At 68.8% G+C, this 19127-nt stretch carries 15 protein-coding genes and 3 pseudogenes; 17 read left to right on the top strand and 1 reads right to left on the bottom strand.

The window, feature by feature from the left end:
• Window positions 1-980 (bottom strand): annotated as a pseudogene (locus tag NUV94_06645) (amidohydrolase family protein).
• Between the two features lie 114 nt (window positions 981-1094).
• On the opposite strand from NUV94_06645, the gene NUV94_06650 reads away from it, so the two are divergent.
• The 17 genes and pseudogenes from NUV94_06650 to NUV94_06730 form a co-directional block, all read left to right on the top strand.
• Window positions 1095-1883 carry a DeoR/GlpR family DNA-binding transcription regulator gene (locus NUV94_06650; GenBank protein MCR4392429.1) on the top strand — a complete coding sequence of 263 codons (789 nt, stop codon included), beginning with the start codon at window positions 1095-1097 and terminating at the stop codon, window positions 1881-1883.
• A gap of 83 nt (window positions 1884-1966) precedes the next feature.
• Window positions 1967-3283 carry an ABC transporter substrate-binding protein gene (locus NUV94_06655; protein MCR4392430.1) on the top strand — a complete coding sequence of 439 codons (1317 nt, stop codon included), beginning with the start codon at window positions 1967-1969 and terminating at the stop codon, window positions 3281-3283.
• A gap of 66 nt (window positions 3284-3349) precedes the next feature.
• Window positions 3350-4237 carry a sugar ABC transporter permease gene (locus NUV94_06660; GenBank protein ID MCR4392431.1) on the top strand — a complete coding sequence of 296 codons (888 nt, stop codon included), beginning with the start codon at window positions 3350-3352 and terminating at the stop codon, window positions 4235-4237.
• A gap of 8 nt (window positions 4238-4245) precedes the next feature.
• The gene (locus NUV94_06665; GenBank protein ID MCR4392432.1) at window positions 4246-5073 is read left to right on the top strand and encodes an ABC transporter permease subunit; all 828 of its coding nucleotides are present in this window, start codon (window positions 4246-4248) and stop codon (window positions 5071-5073) included.
• A gap of 20 nt (window positions 5074-5093) precedes the next feature.
• The gene (locus tag NUV94_06670; protein ID MCR4392433.1) at window positions 5094-6002 is read left to right on the top strand and encodes an EamA family transporter; all 909 of its coding nucleotides are present in this window, start codon (window positions 5094-5096) and stop codon (window positions 6000-6002) included.
• Between the two features lies 1 nt (window position 6003).
• Window positions 6004-6768: pseudogene (locus tag NUV94_06675) on the top strand (HAD-IIA family hydrolase).
• A gap of 48 nt (window positions 6769-6816) precedes the next feature.
• Window positions 6817-7923 carry an Ldh family oxidoreductase gene (locus NUV94_06680; GenBank protein MCR4392434.1) on the top strand — a complete coding sequence of 369 codons (1107 nt, stop codon included), beginning with the start codon at window positions 6817-6819 and terminating at the stop codon, window positions 7921-7923.
• Window positions 7924-8008: 85 nt separating this feature from the next.
• Window positions 8009-9502, top strand: a complete 1494-nt coding sequence (gene glpK, locus NUV94_06685; GenBank protein ID MCR4392435.1) for a glycerol kinase GlpK — start codon at window positions 8009-8011, stop codon at window positions 9500-9502.
• A complete protein-coding gene (locus NUV94_06690; GenBank protein MCR4392436.1) occupies window positions 9499-10929 on the top strand; it encodes an NAD(P)/FAD-dependent oxidoreductase in 1431 nt (476 codons plus the stop codon). Before glpK ends, NUV94_06690 begins: the two co-directional genes overlap by 4 nt.
• Complete coding sequence (locus NUV94_06695; GenBank protein MCR4392437.1) at window positions 10926-12164, top strand: NAD(P)/FAD-dependent oxidoreductase; 1239 nt, start codon at window positions 10926-10928, stop codon at window positions 12162-12164. The genes NUV94_06690 and NUV94_06695 overlap by 4 nt, the downstream gene beginning before the upstream one ends.
• On the top strand, window positions 12161-12586 hold the full coding sequence (locus NUV94_06700; protein ID MCR4392438.1) for a DUF1667 domain-containing protein: 426 nt from the start codon (window positions 12161-12163) through the stop codon (window positions 12584-12586). Before NUV94_06695 ends, NUV94_06700 begins: the two co-directional genes overlap by 4 nt.
• Window positions 12587-12650: 64 nt before the next feature.
• The gene (locus NUV94_06705) at window positions 12651-13106 is read left to right on the top strand and encodes an Hsp20/alpha crystallin family protein (GenBank protein ID MCR4392439.1); all 456 of its coding nucleotides are present in this window, start codon (window positions 12651-12653) and stop codon (window positions 13104-13106) included.
• Between the two features lie 53 nt (window positions 13107-13159).
• A complete protein-coding gene (locus NUV94_06710; protein MCR4392440.1) occupies window positions 13160-14008 on the top strand; it encodes a hypothetical protein in 849 nt (282 codons plus the stop codon).
• Window positions 14009-14011: 3 nt separating this feature from the next.
• Window positions 14012-16676: pseudogene (locus NUV94_06715) on the top strand (AAA family ATPase).
• Between the two features lie 207 nt (window positions 16677-16883).
• On the top strand, window positions 16884-17534 hold the full coding sequence (locus NUV94_06720; protein ID MCR4392441.1) for a TetR family transcriptional regulator: 651 nt from the start codon (window positions 16884-16886) through the stop codon (window positions 17532-17534).
• Window positions 17531-18574 (top strand): NAD(P)-dependent oxidoreductase, encoded by a 1044-nt coding sequence (locus NUV94_06725; GenBank protein ID MCR4392442.1) that lies wholly within the window; start codon window positions 17531-17533, stop codon window positions 18572-18574. Before NUV94_06720 ends, NUV94_06725 begins: the two co-directional genes overlap by 4 nt.
• On the top strand, window positions 18574-19127 hold a 554-nt coding region (locus NUV94_06730), incomplete at its 3' end, for a hypothetical protein (GenBank protein ID MCR4392443.1). The genes NUV94_06725 and NUV94_06730, both read left to right, overlap by 1 nt.

Here is a 19127-nt window from a genome sequence, read left to right on the forward strand (position 1 = left end):
CCGAGGTCGGCAGCGTAGCCGGGGGCGATCGCCCCGAGGTTCGGGATCCCGTACGCCCGGGCGGTGTGGACCGTGGCGCAGGCGATCGCGACCTCCGGGGGGACGCCGCCCGCGATGGCCTTCCGCAGGACGTCGTCCATGTGCCCTTCCGAGAGGAGGGTTTCCGGCTCCCGGTCGTCGGTGCAGAGGTGGACGAACGGGGCGGACCGGGCGGTGAGGAGGGGGAGCAGGGCGGAGAGGTTCCGGGCCGTGGTCCCCTCGCGGATGAGGACGTGCATCCCGGCCCGCAGCTTCTCCGCGGCCTCGGCGAGGGAAGTGCACTCGTGGTCGGTGCGCGGTCCGGCAAGGATGTAGGCCCACAGGGCAGACCCGGAGAGCCCCGGGGCGTGGCCGTCGATCGGGCGGCCCCGGGCTGCCTCGAGCTTGGCCCAGAGGTCGGGGTCGCCGGCCAGCACCCCGGGGAAGTTCATGACCTCCGCGAGGCCGAGGATGCGGTCCCAAGAGAGCAACTCCGCGAGGTCCCGGGCGGCCAGTTCCGCCCCGGCCGTCTCCAGCGGGCTCGCTGGGACGCAGGACGGGGCCAGGAAGAGCGCCCGCAGGGGCAGATCCCGGGTGGCGTCCAGCATGTACCGGACCCCCTCCCGGCCCAGGACATTGGCGATTTCGTGGGGGTCGGCGATCACCGCCGTGGTCCCGTGGGGGAGCACGGCCCGGGCGAACTCAGGCGGGGAGAGGCGCGAGCTCTCGATGTGGACGTGGGCGTCGATGAACCCCGGGACGAGCCACGCCCCGGCGAGGTCGACGATCTCCTCCGCCTCGGTGGCCCCAAACCCGACGATACGGCCGTCGGCCACCGCCACGTCCCCGGGGAAGAACGCCCCGGAGAACACGTCCAGCACCCGGGCCCGCCGCAGGAGAAGCTCAGCCGGGCCCTCTCCCTTGGCCGCCCGGAACGCCCGCGTGTGCACGTTCAAGTTCACCGGCCGGAGGATAGCCGGCGCCGCCCGCCTCGGCCAGCCGTACCCAAGGGCTCCCCTTGACAGGGGGACCGGACGGGCCTACAATGTGTTACCTTGTGCTAACTATAGAAAGGTATGGAAAAGAATGACAACCGCTCGCTCACGGAGCACCGTCGCCGCCTCATCCTGGAGCGGGTGCGGGAGCTGGGGGCGGTGCGCACGTCTGAGCTGGCCAGGATCCACTCCGTGTCCCCCATGACCATCCGCAACGATCTCGATGCCCTTGCCCGTCGGGGGCACCTGTTGCGGGTCCACGGTGGGGCGATGGTCAAGGAGCAACTTGCGGCTGAACCGTCCTACCATGAAAAGGCGTCGCTCAACCTCGAGGAGAAGCGCCGCATCGGGCGCCGTGCTGCCGCGCTCATCGAGGACGGCATGGCCGTGTTCATCGGGAACGGCACCACGACCATGGAGATCGTCCGCGCCCTCAAAGACCGCGCGCCGTCGCACGTCAAGGCGTTCACCAACGCCCTGACCCATGCCACGGAGCTGGCCGGGATTCCACAGGTGGACCTGTACGTGGTGGGCGGGTACCTGCGGGGGGTCTCCTTCGCGATGGTGGGCCCTCTGGCCAGTCAGGCCCTGGAAGGGGTGTACTTCGACCTCGCGTTTCTGGGAGCCAATGGGATTTCTCTTGAACATGGGATCACGATCCCCTCCCTGGAAGAGGCGGAGACGGCGGCGGAGATCGTGCGTCATGCCCGGCGGGTGGTGATCGTGGCCGACCACACCAAGTTCGGGGTCGTGACCCATGGGAGGATCGCCGACCTTGAGGAAGTGGACGTGATCGTGACCGACGAGGGCCTCGATCCCCAGTACGCTCGGCTCCTCTCCGAGCAGGGTGGGGAGCTCGTGCTCGCGTGAGCAAAAGGGGGTGAGAGAGGCGAAGAGCGCAACAACCCGGGGCGATCTCGGGATCCACATCCTATGCCAGAAGGAGGCTTGTCATGCGGAATCGCAGGATATGGTGGGTTGTGCTCGGGGTGCTCGTGGGCGGACTGACGCTGGCGCCGGTTGCCGCCCAGGCCAAGACGACGGTGGAGTTCTGGCACGCCATGAGCGGGTCACGGCTGAAGGTCCTGGAGAAGATCGTGAGCGACTTCAACGCCGCGCACCCCGACATCGAGGTGCGTCCGGTCTTTACCGGAACGTACGAGGAGACCCTGACCAAGTTCATCGCCGCCTACCGCACGGGAACAGCCCCCCACCTCGTTCAGGTCTATGAAGTGGGGACCCAGACCATGATCGACAGTGGCGCCATCATCCCGGTATACCAAATCCCGGGGATGCTCGGAGAGACGTGGGACTGGGCGCAGTACGTGCGGCCCATCGTGTTGTACTACTCGGTGGGGGACAACCTGTGGTCCTTCCCGTTCAATTCATCCACATCGATTCTCTATTACAACAAGGATCACTTCCGCCAGGCCGGGCTCGACCCCAACAAGCCACCCGCGACCTGGGACGAGGTACACGAATACGGGAAGAGGCTCATCGAGGCCGGTGTGGTCACGAACGTGCTCTCCTTTGGCTGGCCGGACTGGCAGTTCGAGCAGCAGCTGGCGATTCACAACTACCTCTACGCGGATAACGAAAACGGACGCGCCGGCCTCGCCACAGAGGTCACATGGCCCGATCCCTTCAGCATCAAGGTGTTCGAGACCTGGACGCGGCTTGCCCGCGAGGGGATCTTCCTCTACGGTGGGCCGGAGTACAACGCCAACGCCGCCTTCACCAGTGGGACGATCTCGATGCTCTTCCAGTCCACCTCGTCTCTTGACGGCATTATGAAGACGGCCAAATTCGAGGTTGGCACCAGCTTCCTCCCCCGGTTCCCCGACGAGCCACGGGGCAACTCGGTGGTGGGCGGAGGAAGCCTCTGGGTGCGCAAAGGGCAGAGCGCAGCGGAGCTCCGCGCCGTCTGGGAGTTCCTGAAGTGGCTCAGCCAGCCCGATGTGGACATCTACTGGCACAAGGGCACGGGCTACTTCCCGGCCACCAACGCCGCGCTGAAGCAGCTCATGGACGAAGGGTGGTTCGCGGAAAGCCCCAACCACCTGACCGCGTTCCTCCAAATCCTGTCCGGCCGTCAGGACACCGCGGCCTCCGTGGGGGTGCGCCTCGGCCCATTCGTCGAGATCCGCGACTACATTCGGTCAGCACTGGAGAAGGCCCTCGCCGGGACCCTCTCCCCAGAGGCAGCCCTGGCCGAGGCCGCGGCCAAAGCCAACCGGGCCCTCCAGGAGTACCGTACGTTGGTGAAGTAGGAAGGGACGCCAAGTACCGGGGCAGGGGCATCCCTGCCCCGGTGCCTTGTGTCCAAAGGAGATCATGTGGAGGCACGCTTTCCCGGCCACCGGCTGCTCCCTTACATCCTGATCTTCCCATCCATCGCCGTCATCATCGTGTTCCTCGTCGTTCCGTTCGTGCAGGCGGTTCAGCAGTCCTTCTACCGCACCTCCCCGTTCGGCACGACCACATTGTTCGTAGGCCTGGGCAACTACACCCAGCTCTTCTCCACGCCCGAGTACGTGCGTAGCCTTCTGACCACGATCGGGTTTGCCGCCCTGGTCATCGTGGGGGGTCTGTCCGCCTCGCTCGCCATCGCCGTCCTCGTCACGAGGAGGATCAGAGGAGTTGGGTTCTATCAGGTGGCGTTCATCTGGACGTACGCCCTCTCCCCGGCCGTGGCCGGGATCATCTGGGCCCTTCTCTTTGATCCCGCGGTTGGGCTGGGAACTTACGCCCTGTACAGGATCACCGGGTACCGAATCAACATGCTTGTCCATGGGACCGCGGCCTTGCTCATCGCTGCCGCCGCCGCCGCGTGGAACATGCTCGGGTACAACATCTGCTTCTACATCGCCGGGCTCCAGAACGTGCCCAAGGAGTTCGAGGAGGCGGCCCGGGTGGACGGGGCCGGACCGTGGCGGACTTTCTGGCGGATCACGTTTCCGATGCTCTCCCCCACTACCGCGTTCCTCCTCTTCGTGAACATGATCTATGCCTTCTTCCAGGTGTTCGGGCTGATCGACATCATGACCCAAGGGGGCCCGGGTGGGGCCACGGAGATCCTGGTCTATAAACTCTACCGGGACGGGTTCATCCGCCTCCGGGGCAACCTCGCCTCGGCCCAGTCGGCGGTCCTGTTCCTCATGGTGGCGGCAATGGCCCTGTTCCAACTTCGGGTCGCAACCCGAAGGGCGGTGTACAGCCGGTGAGGTGGACGATGTCCCGGAAGACCCTGTACAAGCTTGGCCTGCACGCAACGCTGATCCTCATCCTCATCGCCGTGGCGTTCCCCCTGTACTTCGCGTTCGTGATGGGGACGCTCACCCACCAGGAGGCCTATGCCTTTCCCCCGAAGCTCATCCCCGGGACCCAATTCTTCGCCAATGTGACCGAAGCCTGGCACCGGGTGAATCTGGGGCGGCTTATGGCCAATAGCGCTCTGGTGGCCCTATCGGTTGCGGTGGGGAAGAGCGTCCTCTCCGTCCTGGCCGCGTTCGCATTCACGCACTTCCACTTCCGCGGCCGGATTCTGCTCTTCCCCTTGAGCATGATCACCCAGATGCTGCCCTTGCCGGTGCGCATCGTCCCCGCGTATGGCCTCATGGCCAGCTTCGGATGGCTCAACACCTACTACGCCCTCATCATCCCCTATCTCGCCAGCACCACCGGGCTCCTTCTGTTCCGCCAGTTCTTCCTCACCGTGCCCGATGAGCTCTCCGATGCGGCCAGGGTGGACGGGGCCGGCCCACTCCGGTACCTGTGGAACGTCCTAATCCCCCTTTCGAAGACGAACATCGCCGCGCTTTTTGTGATCGAGTTCGTGTACATGTGGAACGAGTACCTGTGGCCGCTCATCGTCACCACCGCCCCCCAGATGCGGGTCGCCCAGATCGGCCTCAAGATGCTCATCACCTCTGAGCGCACGGCGGCGGAGTGGAACATCATCATGGCCGGCACGATCCTGATCATGCTCCCGCCCCTCGTCGTCCTGATCGTCATGCGCAGGCAGTTCGCGCAAGGGATCGCCATGCAGAGCACCAAGTGACCGGCGGCGGGGAGGGGCCTGTGGGCGAAGGGAAGAGCGTGGTTGCTGAACCGTCGGCGGGCTCGGCACGGCTGCTTGCCCTGGCCGAGGCGGTGCTGGTGGCGGCCATCTGGTCCTCGTCGTTTGTGGGGGTGAAGTACACGCTGGTTTACGCTGGCCCCCTCACCGTGGCCGGGCTCCGCTACTTCCTCGCCTTCGTGCTCCTTTGCCCCTGGCTTTGGCGAGACCGAAAGGCCCTATCGGAGCTCCCCCGGTCCCTGTGGGGGAGATTTGCCGTCATGGGCATTTCCCAGTACAGCGTGGGAAACGGCGCGTTGTTCTGGGCCCTGAGGTTTATCCCCGCCACCGCTGGGTCGCTCGTCCTGTCTCTGGTCCCCGTTCCTGTGCTGCTCCTAGGGATCCTGCGCCTTGGGGAATGGCCACGCCCCGCGCAAGTGGTGGGGTTGGGGGCGGCCATCGGGGGGAGCGTGCTGTTCTTCATGCCGGAACTCGGGCCGGGCGCTCCCCTGGCCTTGGCCGTCCTCGCGGTGGCGCTCTTGGGGTTCGCTGTGTTCCCGGTGCTGGGACGCGAGGTGGCCCGCGACCGCCTGGCCGGAAATGTGGCGCTAACCGGCGTCCCTCTGGGCATCGGTGGGGGCCTTGTCCTCGTCGCCGCCCTGGCCACAGAGGGGATGCCCCGCCTGCCGCCCTCCGGGTGGGGGGTGATCGTGGGGTTGAGCGCGGTGAACACAGCCCTTGGTTACCTTTTGTTCAACCACGCCCTCCGCCAGCTCACGGCCGTCGAGGCAAACGTGATCGTCAACCTGTCCCCGTTGGGCACGGCCCTCCTCGCCTGGGCGACGTTGGGCGAACGCCTGACGGCCATTCAGGTTGGGGCGATGGTGGCGGTGGTGGCCGGCGTTACTTTGGTTCAGTGGAAACGGGGTTAACTTGCGTAAAGTCCAAGGCTACCTTCTTGACCTCGACGGCACGGTGTACCGGGGGGAACGGCTGATCCCTGGGGCGGCGGAGGCGGTCGCCGAGCTCCGGGCCCGTGGGAGGCGGATCGTGTTCCTGTCCAACAAACCCCTCCAGACCCGCCGGGATTACGCCGAGAAGCTCACGCGTCTGGGGATCCCCACTTCAGAGGAGGAGGTGGTCAACTCCTCGTTCGTCCTCGCCTCCTACCTCGCCCGAAAGGCCCCCGGGGCCCGGGTGTTCGCCATCGGGGAGGAGCCGCTTCTTTCCGAACTCCGCCGGGCGGGCCTTGTCCTCACCGAGGATCCTGAGGAGATCGAGTACCTGATCGCCGCGTTTGACCGCACCTTCGACTACAGGAAGCTCAACATCGCCTTCCAGGCCCTGCGGCGCGGCGCCCACTTCCTCGCCACCAACGCCGACCGCACCTGCCCCGTGGAGGAGGGTGAAGTCCCGGACGCCGCCGCGGTGATCGCCGCCCTGGAGGCGACCAGCGGGCGGGGGGTGGAAACGGTGGTGGGGAAACCATCCCGCCACACGGTGGACGTGGCCCTGGAAGCGCTCGGCCTCCCGCCGGAGAAGTGCGCCATGGTGGGGGACCGCCTGGAAACGGACGTGGTCATGGCCAAGGAGAATGGCCTCCTGGCGATCCTCGTCCTCTCCGGGGTGAGCTCCCGGGCGGACCTCCTCCGGGCCTCCGTACAACCCGATCACGTGGTCGAAAGCGTCGCTGACCTCCCAGCCCTCGATGAGCGGGTGGCCCAACCGATGAGGGGTGAACGAAAGATGGCAACCGAAACGGTCTATGTCCCTGTGGAGGAGCTGAAGCGCTTCGTGTTCGACGTGTTCGTGGCCCTCGGGGTCTCGGAGGAGGACGCCTGGATCTGCACCGATGTCCTCATCGCCTCCGACCTGCGGGGCATCGAGTCCCACGGGGTTTCGCGCCTGAAGATGTACTACGACTGGATCAAGAAGGGGATCGTCTCCCCGCGGGTGCGGTTCGAGGTGGTGCGGGAGGGCCCGACCACAGCGGTGGTAGACGGGCACTGCGGCCTGGGGCACGTGGTCGCCTACCGGTCCATGAAGTTCGCCATCGCCAAGGCCCGCGCTTGGGGCCTGGGGGCGGTGGCCGCCCGGAACTCCTCCCACTTCGGGATCGCCGGGTACTACGCCCTGATGGCCGCGCGGGAAGGGATGGTCGGCCTCGCCCTCACCAACGCCCGGCCGTCGGTGGCCCCCACGTATGGGGTGGAGCCGATGCTGGGCACGAACCCCGTCGCGTTTGCCTGCCCCACGGACGAGGATTTCCCGTTCCTGTTCGACGCCGCCACCTCCATCACCCAGCGGGGAAAGATCGAAGTCCTCGCCCGCGAGGGGAAGCCCACCCCGGCGGGGTGGGTCATCGACCGGGAAGGAAGGCTTGCCACCGACACCCAAGCGATCCTGCGCGGGATCCCCAAGGACCTCTATGCGTTCCTCCCTCTCGGTGGGCCGGGCGAGGAGATGGGCGGGCACAAGGGCTACGGCCTGGCGACCATGGTGGAAATCCTGTGTGCCTCTCTTGCGTCCGGGTCTTTCTTGAAAGCCCTTTCTGGGTTTGACGAGGAGGGACGGCCGCGGCCCCACCGACTGGGTCACTTCTTCCTCGCGATCGCGATCGAGCACTTCGTGCCCCTTGCCGAGTTCAAACGCACCACCGGGGAGATCCTGAGGGCACTTCGGGCGTCGGCCAAAGCGCCGGGGGCAGAGCGGATCTACACCGCGGGGGAGAAGGCATACTTACGCGAGCAACAGATCCGCGCCCATGGGGTGCCCATCACCCCCAGGCTCCAGGCAGACCTGCGGACGATCCGGGCGGAGCTCGGGCTCACCGGCCACGCGCTCCCGTTCTGAACTTCAGGACCGGGGTTGACGCCAAGGACCACTTTGGCCAGGATAGGAAACCTAACGCAAGTAATCGAACGAAAAAGAAGGATCCATGGGTGAGCACGTGGCGGCGATCGATCTTGGCACGACCGGGGTGCGGTGCGTGGTGTTCGATCGGGATGCCCAGCCCGTGGGAAAGGCGTACCGGGAACTTTCCCTCGCCTACCCGCGCCCAGGGTGGGTGGAGCAGGACCCCGAGGCGATGGTGGCTGGGGCGCTGTCCGTGGTCCGGGCCGCGCTCCGGCAGGCCCGCATCCGGGCCGTGGACCTCGCCGCCCTGGGGATCACCGACCAGCGGGAGACGACGGTGGCCTGGGACCGCGCGACCGGTCGGCCCGTTCACCCGGCCATCGTGTGGCAGGACCGGCGCACCGCCCCCCACTGCGAGGCGCTGCGCCGCGCCGGGGCGGAGGAGGGCCTGCGCGGGCGCACCGGGCTCCCCCTGGACCCCTACTTCTCGGCCTCCAAGATCTCCTGGCTCCTGGAGCACATCCCCGGGTTGCGCGAGCGGGCGGCTCGGGGGGAGGTCCTGTTCGGCACAGTGGATGCCTGGCTTCTCTGGTCGCTGTGCGGAATCCACGCCACCGACGTCACCAACGCCTCCCGGACCCTGCTCTACGACATCCGCGCCCTCCGCTGGGACGAGGAGGCCCTGGTCCTGTTCGACGTGCCGGCCGGTTGTCTCCCCGAGGTTCGGCCGAGCCTGTCCGTGTTTGGCCACACCCGGCCCGAGCTCCTCGGGGCCGCGGTGCCCGTGGCCGGGGTGCTCGGGGACCAGGAGAGCGCCCTGTTCGGCCAGGCGTGTTTCGCCCCCGGGGAGGCCAAGGTCACCTGGGGCACGGGGGCGTTCCTCCTCATGAACGTGGGGACCAGATTTGTCCCCAGCCGGCACGGCCTCCTGACCACGGTGGCCTACGCCGACCGGGCTGAGGTGCGCTACGCCCTGGAGGGATCGATCTTCGTGGCCGGGGCGGCGGTGCAATGGCTGCGGGACGGGCTGGGCCTGCTCAAGGATGCGGCCGAGTCCGAGTCCCTGGCCGGGGGCCTCCCCTCGAACGAGGGGGTGTACTTCGTGCCCGCCCTCACCGGCCTCGGCGCCCCACACTGGGACCCGTACGCCCGGGGGACGATCCTCGGGGTCACCCGGGGCACGGGGAGGGCCCACCTTGTCCGGGCGGCGCTGGAGGCCATCGCCTATCAGACCCACGACGTGGTCCGGGCCATGGAGGCCGACGCCGGTGTTCCCATCCGGGAGCTGCGCGTGGACGGGGGGGCGGCGAGGAACGACTTCTTGTGCCAGTTCCAAGCCGACGTGCTGGGCATCCCCGTCCTTCGCCCCCGCTTCCCGGAGACCACGGTCCTTGGGGCGGCGCTCGCCGCTGGCGTCTCCGTGGGGTTCTGGCGGGACCTCGCTGAGCTGCGCGCGCGGTGGGAGGAGGACCGCCGGTTCGTGCCCCAAATGAGCGATGCCGACCGGGAGCGGCTGCTCGCCGGCTGGCGGGCGGCGGTGGCCCGCGCCCGGGGCTGGGCGAGGGAGGCGGGATGAGGGTCGCGGTGATCGGAGCCGGGGTGGTGGGAGCCCTCGTCGTCCGGGAGCTCGCCCGCTACGAGGCCGAGGTGCTCCTGTTCGAGCAGGAGGCGGACGTGGGGTGGGGGGTGACCAAGGCCAACTCCGGCATCGTCCACGCCGGGTTCCACGACCGCCCCGGGACGGCGTGCGCCCGGTTCTGTGTCTCCGGCAACGCCCTGTTCGACGAGGTTTGCCGTGACCTCGACGTCCCCTTCCGGCGCACCGGCGCCTACGTGCTGGCCCTGTCCGCTGCGGACCGCGCCGTCCTTGACCGACTGCGGGCCCAGGGGGAGGAGAACGGGGTCCCCGGGCTTGAGGTCCTACCGGGGGGCGAGGTCCTCGCCCGGGAGCCGAACGTGAACCCGGCGGTGGTGGCCGCCCTATGGGCGCCTACGGTGGGGATCACCGAGCCGTGGGCGCTCGCCCTGGCTGCGGTGGAGAACGCCGCGGCGGGCGGGCTTGCGGTCCACCTCGGGGAGGAGGTCACGGGGATCCGGGTGGATGGGGGCCGCGTGCGGGCGGTGCAGACCGCCCGGGGGAGCTACCCGGTGGACGCAGTGGTGAACGCGGCCGGCCTGTACGCGGACCAGGTGGCGGCGATGGCCGGGGTCCCGGAGCCCCGGATCGTCCCCCGGCGGGGCGAGTACGTGCTCCTGGACAAAGCGGCCGGGGATCTCGTGCGTGCCGTCCTGTTTCCCACCCCAAGCGAGAAGTCCAAAGGGATTTTGGTCCTGCCCACCATCGACGGGGGGATCCTCCTCGGCCCCACCGCCGCCGACCTCCCCGAGGACGCCAAGGAGGCCACGGACACCAGCGGCGATGGCCTGCGGGCGGCGGTGGAGGGGGCGCGGCGCTTGGTCCCCAAGGTGGACTGCGGGCTGGCCGTGAAGGCGTTCGCCGGCCTCCGGCCGGAGTCCCCCCCGCAGGATTTCGTGGTGGGGACCACCGCGGTGCGGGGTTTCTACCAGGCGGCGGCGATGCGTTCCCCTGGCCTCACCGCCGCCCCTGCCGTTGCCCGCTGGCTCGTGCATGAAGTGATAGCCGGGGATCTCACCCTGGTGCGCAAGGCCTCGTTTGACCCGGTGCGCCGGGGGCCACCCCGAGTCGCCGACCTCGCCAGCGAGGAATGGGAGGCGCGCGTTCGCGAGGACCCCCGCTATGGCCGGATCGTGTGCTTCTGCAACCTGGTAACGGAGGGGGAGATCGTGGACGCGATCCGGCGGGGGGCGCGGAGCCTGGACGGGGTGAAGTTCCGCACCCGTGCTGGGTTCGGGCGTTGCCAGGGCGGCTTCTGCACCGATCGGATCCTCGCCATCCTCGCGCGGGAGCTGGGGACCGAACCGGAGGAGGTCCCCCTGCGGGATCCACGGTCGTGGCTCGTGGCGGGGAAGATCCGGCCATGAACCCCTGCTGGGTGGACGTGCTGGTGGTGGGTGGGGGGGCGGCGGGGATGGCCGCCGCGGCGGCCGCGGCCCGGGAAGGGGCCCGTACCTGGCTTGTAGAACGGGACGACCGCCTGGGTGGGGTGTTGGACCAGTGCATTCACCCCGGGTTCGGGCTCCACCGGTACCGGGAAGAGCTCACCGGCCCGGAGTTCGCCCATCGGCTGCTCGGGGAGCTGGAGGCGTCGGGGGCGGAGGTGGTCCCCGCGTGCACGGTGCTGGACGTGGACCCGGCTGGGCCCACGGTGACGGCGGTGGGGCCGGGCGGCGCGGTGCGCATTCGCCCCCGGGCCATCGTGTGGGCGGCAGGGGCCCGGGAGCGGCCGTTCGGGGCGCTCCAGATCCCTGGGTCCCGCCCGGCGGGGATCTACACCGCTGGCCTCGCTCAGCGGCTGGTGAACGTGCACGGGTTCCTCCCCGGCCGCCGGGCGATCGTCCTCGGCTCGGGGGACATCGGGCTGATCATGGCCCGCCGCCTCCACCTGGAGGGGGTGGAGGTGGTGGCCGTGCTCGAGCTCCGCCCGTTCCCCGGGGGGCTTCTGCGCAACGTGGTCCAGTGCCTGGAGGACTTCGGGATCCCCCTCCTCCTTCGGCACACCGTGGCCCGGGTCCACGGACGGGACAGGCTCTCCGGGGTCACCGTGGTGGAGGTCGATGACATGGGCCGCCCCATCCCCGGGACAGAGACGTTGGTGGAGGTAGACACCCTCATCCTGTCCGTGGGCCTCATCCCCGAGGCGGAGGGGATCCCGTTCGTCCCCCTGGACCCGGTGAACCGGGGGCCGCGGGTGGACTCCCGGTTCCGCACCGAGGTGCCGTGGCTGTTCGTGGCCGGCAACGCCCTTGCCGTGTTCGACCTCGTGGACGTGGTGGCCCAGGTGGGGGAGGCGGCAGGGGCATGCGCCGCCCGCCACGCCCGGGGGGAGCTCCTCCGGCGGCGGCCCATCCCCCTCGTCCGCGGCGAGAACGTCCTCCACCTCGTGCCGACTGCCCTGGACCCCGAGGCGCCGGCCACCCTGTACCTGCGCGTTCCCCGCCCCCTGGCCGTGGCGCGGGTGGAGGTGGGTCCAGGGGTACTGGTGCGGAACCACCGGGGAGTACGGCCCGCGGAGATGGTGGCGGTCAAGCTCCCCCCGGAGGCGATGCGGGAGCTCGCGCGCCTCCCTGAGGTGGAGGTGCGGGTGGTGCCGGGATGATCAAGCGGGTGGTGTGCGTCTCCTGCCCGGTGGGGTGCGAGGTGGCCGTGGACATTGCGGACGGGCAGGTGCGGCGCATCGAGGGCAACCGGTGCCCGCGGGGCGAGGCGTACGCGCGGCAGGAGGCGGTGGAGCCCATGCGCGTGGTGGCCACCAGTGTCAAGGTGGTGGGTGGAGAGCGGCCGCTCGTGTCCGTGCGTACCGACCGGCCTGTTCCCCGTCGGTTGATCCCGGAGATCATGGGTGCTGTACGGCGGTTGGCGGTGGAGGCCCCGGTCGAGATCGGCCAGGTGCTGGCGGAGGACCTGGCGGGGACCGGAGCCAGGTTGGTGGCCACGCGCGCGGTGCGTCGTGAGGGCACCACGGGGACGACGGCCGGTGATCCCCGCCGGCAGTTCGGCGAGCGAGGGCCAGCCCCTTGACAGCCGGCACCACCCCCATAGAATTAGCAGTCGAGGCATGAGACTGCTAAAAGGAGGTGGTGGTATGCTGCGCTTGCCTGCGATCTGGCGCGATCCATTCTCCATCACGGCCCGGATGAGCCGGCTCATGGATGAGCTCATGCGCGACTTTGCGAGCTTCGCCGACCTCGACCTGGATGTGTTCCCCGGGTTCGGCCACACCGATGTCTACGTCAAGGACAAGACCCTCGTCATCGAGACGGAACTGCCCGGGGCCGATAAGGACGACGTGCAGGTCCGGGTCGAGGACGACCGCCTCGTCATCACCGGTGAGGTGAAGCGGGCCGAGGAGGTCCGCGACGAGAACTACATCCGCATGGGCCGGCGGTACGGGGCCTTCCGGCGGGTGTTCCCCCTCCCCAAGGAGGTGGAGGACAAGAAGGCCCTCCGCGCCAAGTTCCGCGACGGCGTCCTCCGGGTGGAGGTCCCGCTGGCCAAGGCCCCCACGACCGAGGGCGTCTTCGAGGTGAGGGTGGAGTGAGCGGGATCGGGGGAGGGCCCTGCCCTCCCCCTCCTTTTCGGGGGTGAACGGCCATGGGCGACATCGTGAGCATCCTGGGGTTCCTCATTTTGCTACAAGTGTTCGTCCCGCTCGTGCAACGAAAGGTCCTGGAGCTGCGGCGGCAAAGGTCCATCCGTGCCCTGGAGGTCCGGAGGAGGAGCCGGGTCATCACCCTCATCCACCGCCAGGAGACGGTGAGCCTCCTTGGGGTTCCTGTGACCCGGTACCTCGACATCGAGGACTCCGAGCAGGTCCTGCGGGCGATCCGCATGACCCCGCCGGACATGCCCATCGACCTCGTCCTCCACACCCCGGGAGGGCTCGTGCTCGCCTCCGAACAGATCGCGTGCGCCCTCCTTCGCCACCCCGGGAAGGTCACGGTGTTCGTGCCCCACTACGCCATGAGCGGGGGAACCCTCATCGCCCTGGCCGCCGACGAGATCGTGATGGATCCCAACGCCGTCCTCGGCCCGGTGGACCCCCAGCTCGGCACCCCCCAAGGCGGGTACTTCCCGGCCGCCTCCATCTTGAAGGCCCTGGAGGAGCCCAACCCCAGCCGGGACGACCAGACCCTCATCCTCGGGGACGTGGCCCGGAAAGCCCTCCATCAGGTGCACGAAACCGTGTACACCCTGGTACGGGACAAGCTCCCCGAGGACCGGGCCCGGGAGGTGGCCCAGGCCCTGAGCGAAGGGCGGTGGACCCACGACTACCCCATCATGTTCGACGAGCTGCGGGAGCTTGGGCTTCCCGTGAGCGATCGGATGCCCAAGGAGGTCTATGCCCTCATGGACCTCTACCCCCAGGCCCGGCAGCGGAGGCCAGGGGTGGAGTTCATCCCCGTTCCGTATGCGCCCCCGGCCCGGACCCCCGGGAGGTAACGGATGGGAGCTCGGCTGTGCGAGGCCTGCGGCATCCGCCCGGCCACGGTCGAGGTGGAGGCCGTCGAGGACGGACAGCGCCGGATCCTCCGCCTGTGCGAGGCCGACTACGCCCGCCTGCACCGGCAGCGCTGGTTCTCCCCGTGGGAATCCCTGCTCGCGGGCCTCTTCCCCGAGGGGGCGTTCGGGGAGCGGTGGGCGGACCGGGAGGCCGTGGACATCCACCCTCTCCGACCACGCCCGGGGCCTCCTCCAGAAGGCAGCCCGCAAGGCGGTGGAGTTCGGGAAGCGTGAGGTGGACACGGAGCACGTCCTGTACGCGATCACCGAAAGCGACGTCGTCCAGCGGATCCTCAAAGGGGTCCACCTCTCCCCCGACGACATCCGCGGCTACATCGAGCACAACGCGCCGCGGGGGGACCTCAAGGCGGAGAGGGGGGAGACGGTGCGGGTGGGGATCTCCCCCCGGGTCAAAGGGGTGCTCGAGCAGGCGTTTCTCACCTCGCGCGACTTCGGCCACCGCTACGTGGGGCCGGAGCACCTCCTCATCGCCCTGGTGGAGGAGCCCGATGGGTTCGGCGGGGACGTGCTGCGCCGCTACGGGCTCACCCCGGAGGCGGTGCAGCGGGAGGTGCTCAAGGTCGTGGCCCGGGGGGCGGAGGCCGGGCGGGGGGAGCGGCGGTCCTCCACCCCCACCCTGGACCAGCACAGCCGGGACCTCACCGAGCTCGCCCGGAAGGGCGCCCTCGACCCGGTGATCGGCCGGTCCAAGGAGATCGAGACGGTGATCGAGATCCTCGCCCGGAGGAAGAAGAACAACCCCGTCCTCATCGGGGAGCCCAGCGTGGGGAAGACAGCGATCGTGGAGGCCCTGGCCCAGCGCATCGTCAAGGGCGAAGTGCCCGAAGTGCTGCGCGGAAAGCGCCTCGTGGAGCTCAACGTGAACTCGCTTGTCGCCGGCACCAAGTACCGGGGCGAGTTCGAGGAGCGCGTCAAACAGGTTTTGGATGAGATCGTAGCTCACCAGGACGAGCTCATCCTCTTCATCGACGAGATCCACGCCATCGTCGGGGCCGGCCAGGCGGAAGGGGGCCTGGACCTCGCCAACGCCTTCAAGCCCCCCCTCGCCCGGGGGGAGCTCCACCTCATCGGGGCCACCACCCTGGGCGAGTACCAAAAGTACATCGAGAAGGACGCGGCCCTCGAGCGCCGGTTCCAGCCGGTGTTCATCCCCGAGCCCACGGTGGAGCAGACGATCGCGATCCTCCGCGGGCTGCGGGACCGGTTCGAGGCCCACCACAAGGTCCGCATCACCGATGAAGCCATCGTGGCCGCGGCCGAGCTCTCCGACCGGTACATCTCCGGCCGGTACCTCCCGGACAAGGCCATCGACCTCATCGATCAGGCGGCGGCCCGGGTGCGCATCGCCGCCACCTCCCGGCCGGCGGCCCTCCAGGAGCTGGAGGCCCAGATCCAGGAGCTGGCGCGGGAGCAGGACTACGCGGCCTCCCGAAAACAGTTCGACCGGGCCAAGGAGATCGAGGAGAAGATCAAGAGGAAGGAGAAGGAACTCGCCGAGGCCACCGAGCGCTGGAAGAAAGCGGTGGCGTCGGGGACCCCGGAGGTACGGGCCGAGCACGTGGCGGAGGTCGTGTCTGCCCTCACCGGGATCCCGGTGGCCGAGCTCACCGCCGAGGAGCGGGAGAAGCTCCTCAAGCTTGAGGAGAAGCTGCACGAACGGGTGGTGGGCCAAGAGGAAGCGGTGCGCGCGGTGAGCGAGGCGATTCGCCTCGCTCGGGCCGGCCTCAGGGAGGGGCACCGTCCCATCGCCACGTTCCTGTTCCTCGGGCCCACCGGGGTCGGCAAGACCGAGCTCGCCAAGGCCTTGGCGTGGGCGGTGTTCGGTGATGAGGACGCCATGGTCCGCATCGACATGAGCGAGTACGCGGAGCGCCATACCACAAGCCGCCTCATCGGCGCCCCACCGGGGTACGTGGGGTACGAGGAAGGGGGGCAGCTCACGGAGCGGGTGCGGCGGCGGCCCTACTCCGTCGTCCTCCTCGACGAGATCGAGAAGGCCCACCCCGAGGTGCACAACGTCCTGCTCCAGGTGTTCGACGACGGCCGCCTCACCGACGGCAAGGGGCGGGTCGTGGACTTCACGAACACGATCGTCATCGCCACGAGCAACCTCGGCAGCGACCTGATCCAGCGGAACCTGAAGGCGCCCCCCGGGCAGAGGCTCGACTACGGTCAACTCAAAGAGGAACTCTTGAGCGTGCTGCGCCGCCACTTCCGACCGGAGTTCCTGAACCGGATCGACGAGATCATCGTGTTCCATGCCCTGACCCCGGACCAGATCAAGGACATCGTGGCCCTGCAGCTTGGGCGGGTGGGGCGGACGGCCAAGGGCCAGGGGGTGGAGCTGGAGTTCGACGAAAGCCTCGTGGACCACCTCGCTGAGGTGGGGTACCGGCCGGAGTTCGGGGCGCGGGAGCTCAAGCGCAAGATCCGCGCCGAGGTCGAGAACGCTCTCGCCACCGCCCTCCTCAAGGGAGCGATCCAGGAAGGGGACCGGGTGGTGGGGCGGTATGACCACGCGAAAGGGGCGGTGGAGTTCGACAAGGTGACCGGTCCCACTCCGCCTTCACCGGAACAGCCGGGCTAGCCACCCGTGTGGATATCGGGCCGGAGCCGGGGGGGTAAGCGATCGATCGGGCGGTTTCTCCCCTCGGACCGTCCATCAGCCCCGCCCACCTTCCTCACCAACGCCTCCGCCTGGTAACGATGTCCTGGCGCACCTAGCCGATCCTGTTGACAGCTGTGCCCAGGGGAGCTACAGCGGCCTAGGTGACCGATCGGTCACTTAAGCCGGATGAAGAAGATCCCGTTCAGGCACCGCGATAGGGACCTCACCGAGGCCCGGATCATCCGGGCTGCGGCGGAGGAGTTCGCCCAACGCGGGTTCACCGGCACCAGCCTCAGCAAGATCGCCCGCAAGGCCGGGTGCAGCAAGGCCATCATCTACCGCTACTTCGGCCGCAAGGAGGACCTCTACCGGAAGATCCTCACCGTCAACTACGCCGAGCTCTCTCAGCGGGAAACCGCCCACGAGGAACCGCAGACCGACTCGGTCGAGGACCTGCTGAGCGAGATCCTCCGTGACCTGTTCGCGTTCAACCTGGAGCACCCGGCGTTCGCCCGGTTGGTGGCCTGGGAAAACCTGGCCGGTGGGGAGCACCTCCAGGTCGAGGACGCCAGGGCGGCCCGCGAGCCGGGCCTTCAGAGGCTGAGGGCGATCCTGAACAAGGCGAAGGCCAACGGCCTCGTCCGGGACGATCTCGACGTGAACAAGTTCGTGTACGCCCTCCAGGCGATCACGGTCGTCTACTTCTCCAACCGCTACACGATGAAGATGCTCACCGACTTCGACTTTGAGTCGCCGGCCACGGTCCAGGAGTTCATCCGGTTCTACGCCTCCGTCCTGGCCCACGGCATCTCGGCGGAGAAAGGAGCGCGCGCATGACCAAGCGCCCAGCACTTCCCGACAAGATCAGTTCGGTGGCCGAGTTGGATCGCCTCTTGTCTGAGCCGTCGCCGGCCTTGGTCGAGGGCATCGGAGCCCTGGAGGGGGGGCTGCTCGTGCTCGGGGCGGGGGGGAAGATGGGGTTCACCCTGGCCGCCATGGCCCACCGGGCCGCTGAGGTGGCGGGCCTGGACCTACCGGTGGTCGCGGTGTCCCGGTTCTCCGACCCGGTCCAGCGAGAGCCGCTCGAAAAGCTAGGGATAGACACCATTCCCTGCGACCTCCTCGATGTGGACGCTCTGGAGCGCCTTCCTGACCTGCCCAACGTGGTGTTCATGGCCGGCCGCAAGTTCGGCTCGGTGGGCAACGAGCCCCTGACCTGGGCGATAAACACGTTCCTGCCCGGGCTTGTCGCCCGCCGGTTCCGTGACGCGCGGATCGTCGCCTTCTCCACCGGCAACGTCTACCCGTTCGTCCCGGTGGACTCACCCGGCGCCGACGAGGATACCCCGCCGGCCCCGGTCGGGGAGTACGCCCAGTCATGTCTGGGACGGGAACGCATCTTCCAGTACTTCTGTCTCGCTCAGGGCACGCGGACGGTGCTCATCCGGCTCAACTACGCAATCGACCTCCGGTACGGGGTGCTCCTCGACATCGCCCGCGCGGTGTGGGCCGGGGAGCCGATCGACCTCGGCATGTCCCGCGTCAACGTGATCTGGCAGGGCGACGCCTGCGACTGGGCGCTGCGTGCGTTCGGCCTGTGCTCCGTGCCGGCCGCGATCCTGAACGTCACGGGACCGGAGATCGTCTCGGTGCGCGCGGTCGCCGAGCGGTTCGGGGCGCTGTTCGGTCGCGGCCCGGTGTTCCAGGGCCGCGAGCAGCCCGACGCGCTGCTCGCGAGCAGCGCCAAGGCGTGCCGGCTGTTCGGGAGCCCGCGGGTGCCCCTGGAGCGGATGATCGCATGGGTCGCCGACTGGGTGGCGCGCGGCGTCACCTACGCCAAGCCGACCCACTTCTCGGAGCGGGAGGGCCGGTTCTGATGGCGTCCCTGGCCCGGCCTCAAGTTCTGGCGAAGCTCCGGGAAGGGATGGTCATCCCGGCCCATCCGCTGGCGCTCACCGCGGCGCGGAGGCTCGACGAGCGCCGGCAGCGCGCGCTCACCCGGTATTACCTCTCGGCGGGTGCCGGGGGCGTGGCGGTGGCCGTCCACACCGCCCAGTTCGAGATCCGGAAGCCGCAACATGGCCTCCTGGAGCCGGTGCTCGGCCTGGCTGCGGAAGTCTGCCGGGCGGAAGCCCCGGACGCGGTCCGCATCGCCGGGATCTGCGGGCGCACCGACCAGGCGGTGGCCGAGTCCGGCCGCGCGGGGGAGATCGCGCTGTACACAGGGAACGACGACCACATCGTCGGCGACCTGGTGACCCCGTTCGAGGTCGTCATCACGCGGGGAACGGTGATGGTGCGGATCGTGGGCGGGCTGCTCGGGCAGTGGGCGGTGTGGACGCGCGCGGCCGTGGACCTGTTCCAGCGGGTCCGGGCCCTCATCCGGTCCGGCGCCCCAATCCCGCAAGACATCCTGAGCCTCGGGGAGCA

Source organism: Candidatus Acetothermia bacterium (assembly GCA_024653305.1).
GTDB lineage: Bacteria > Bipolaricaulota > Bipolaricaulia > Bipolaricaulales > Bipolaricaulaceae > JACIWI01.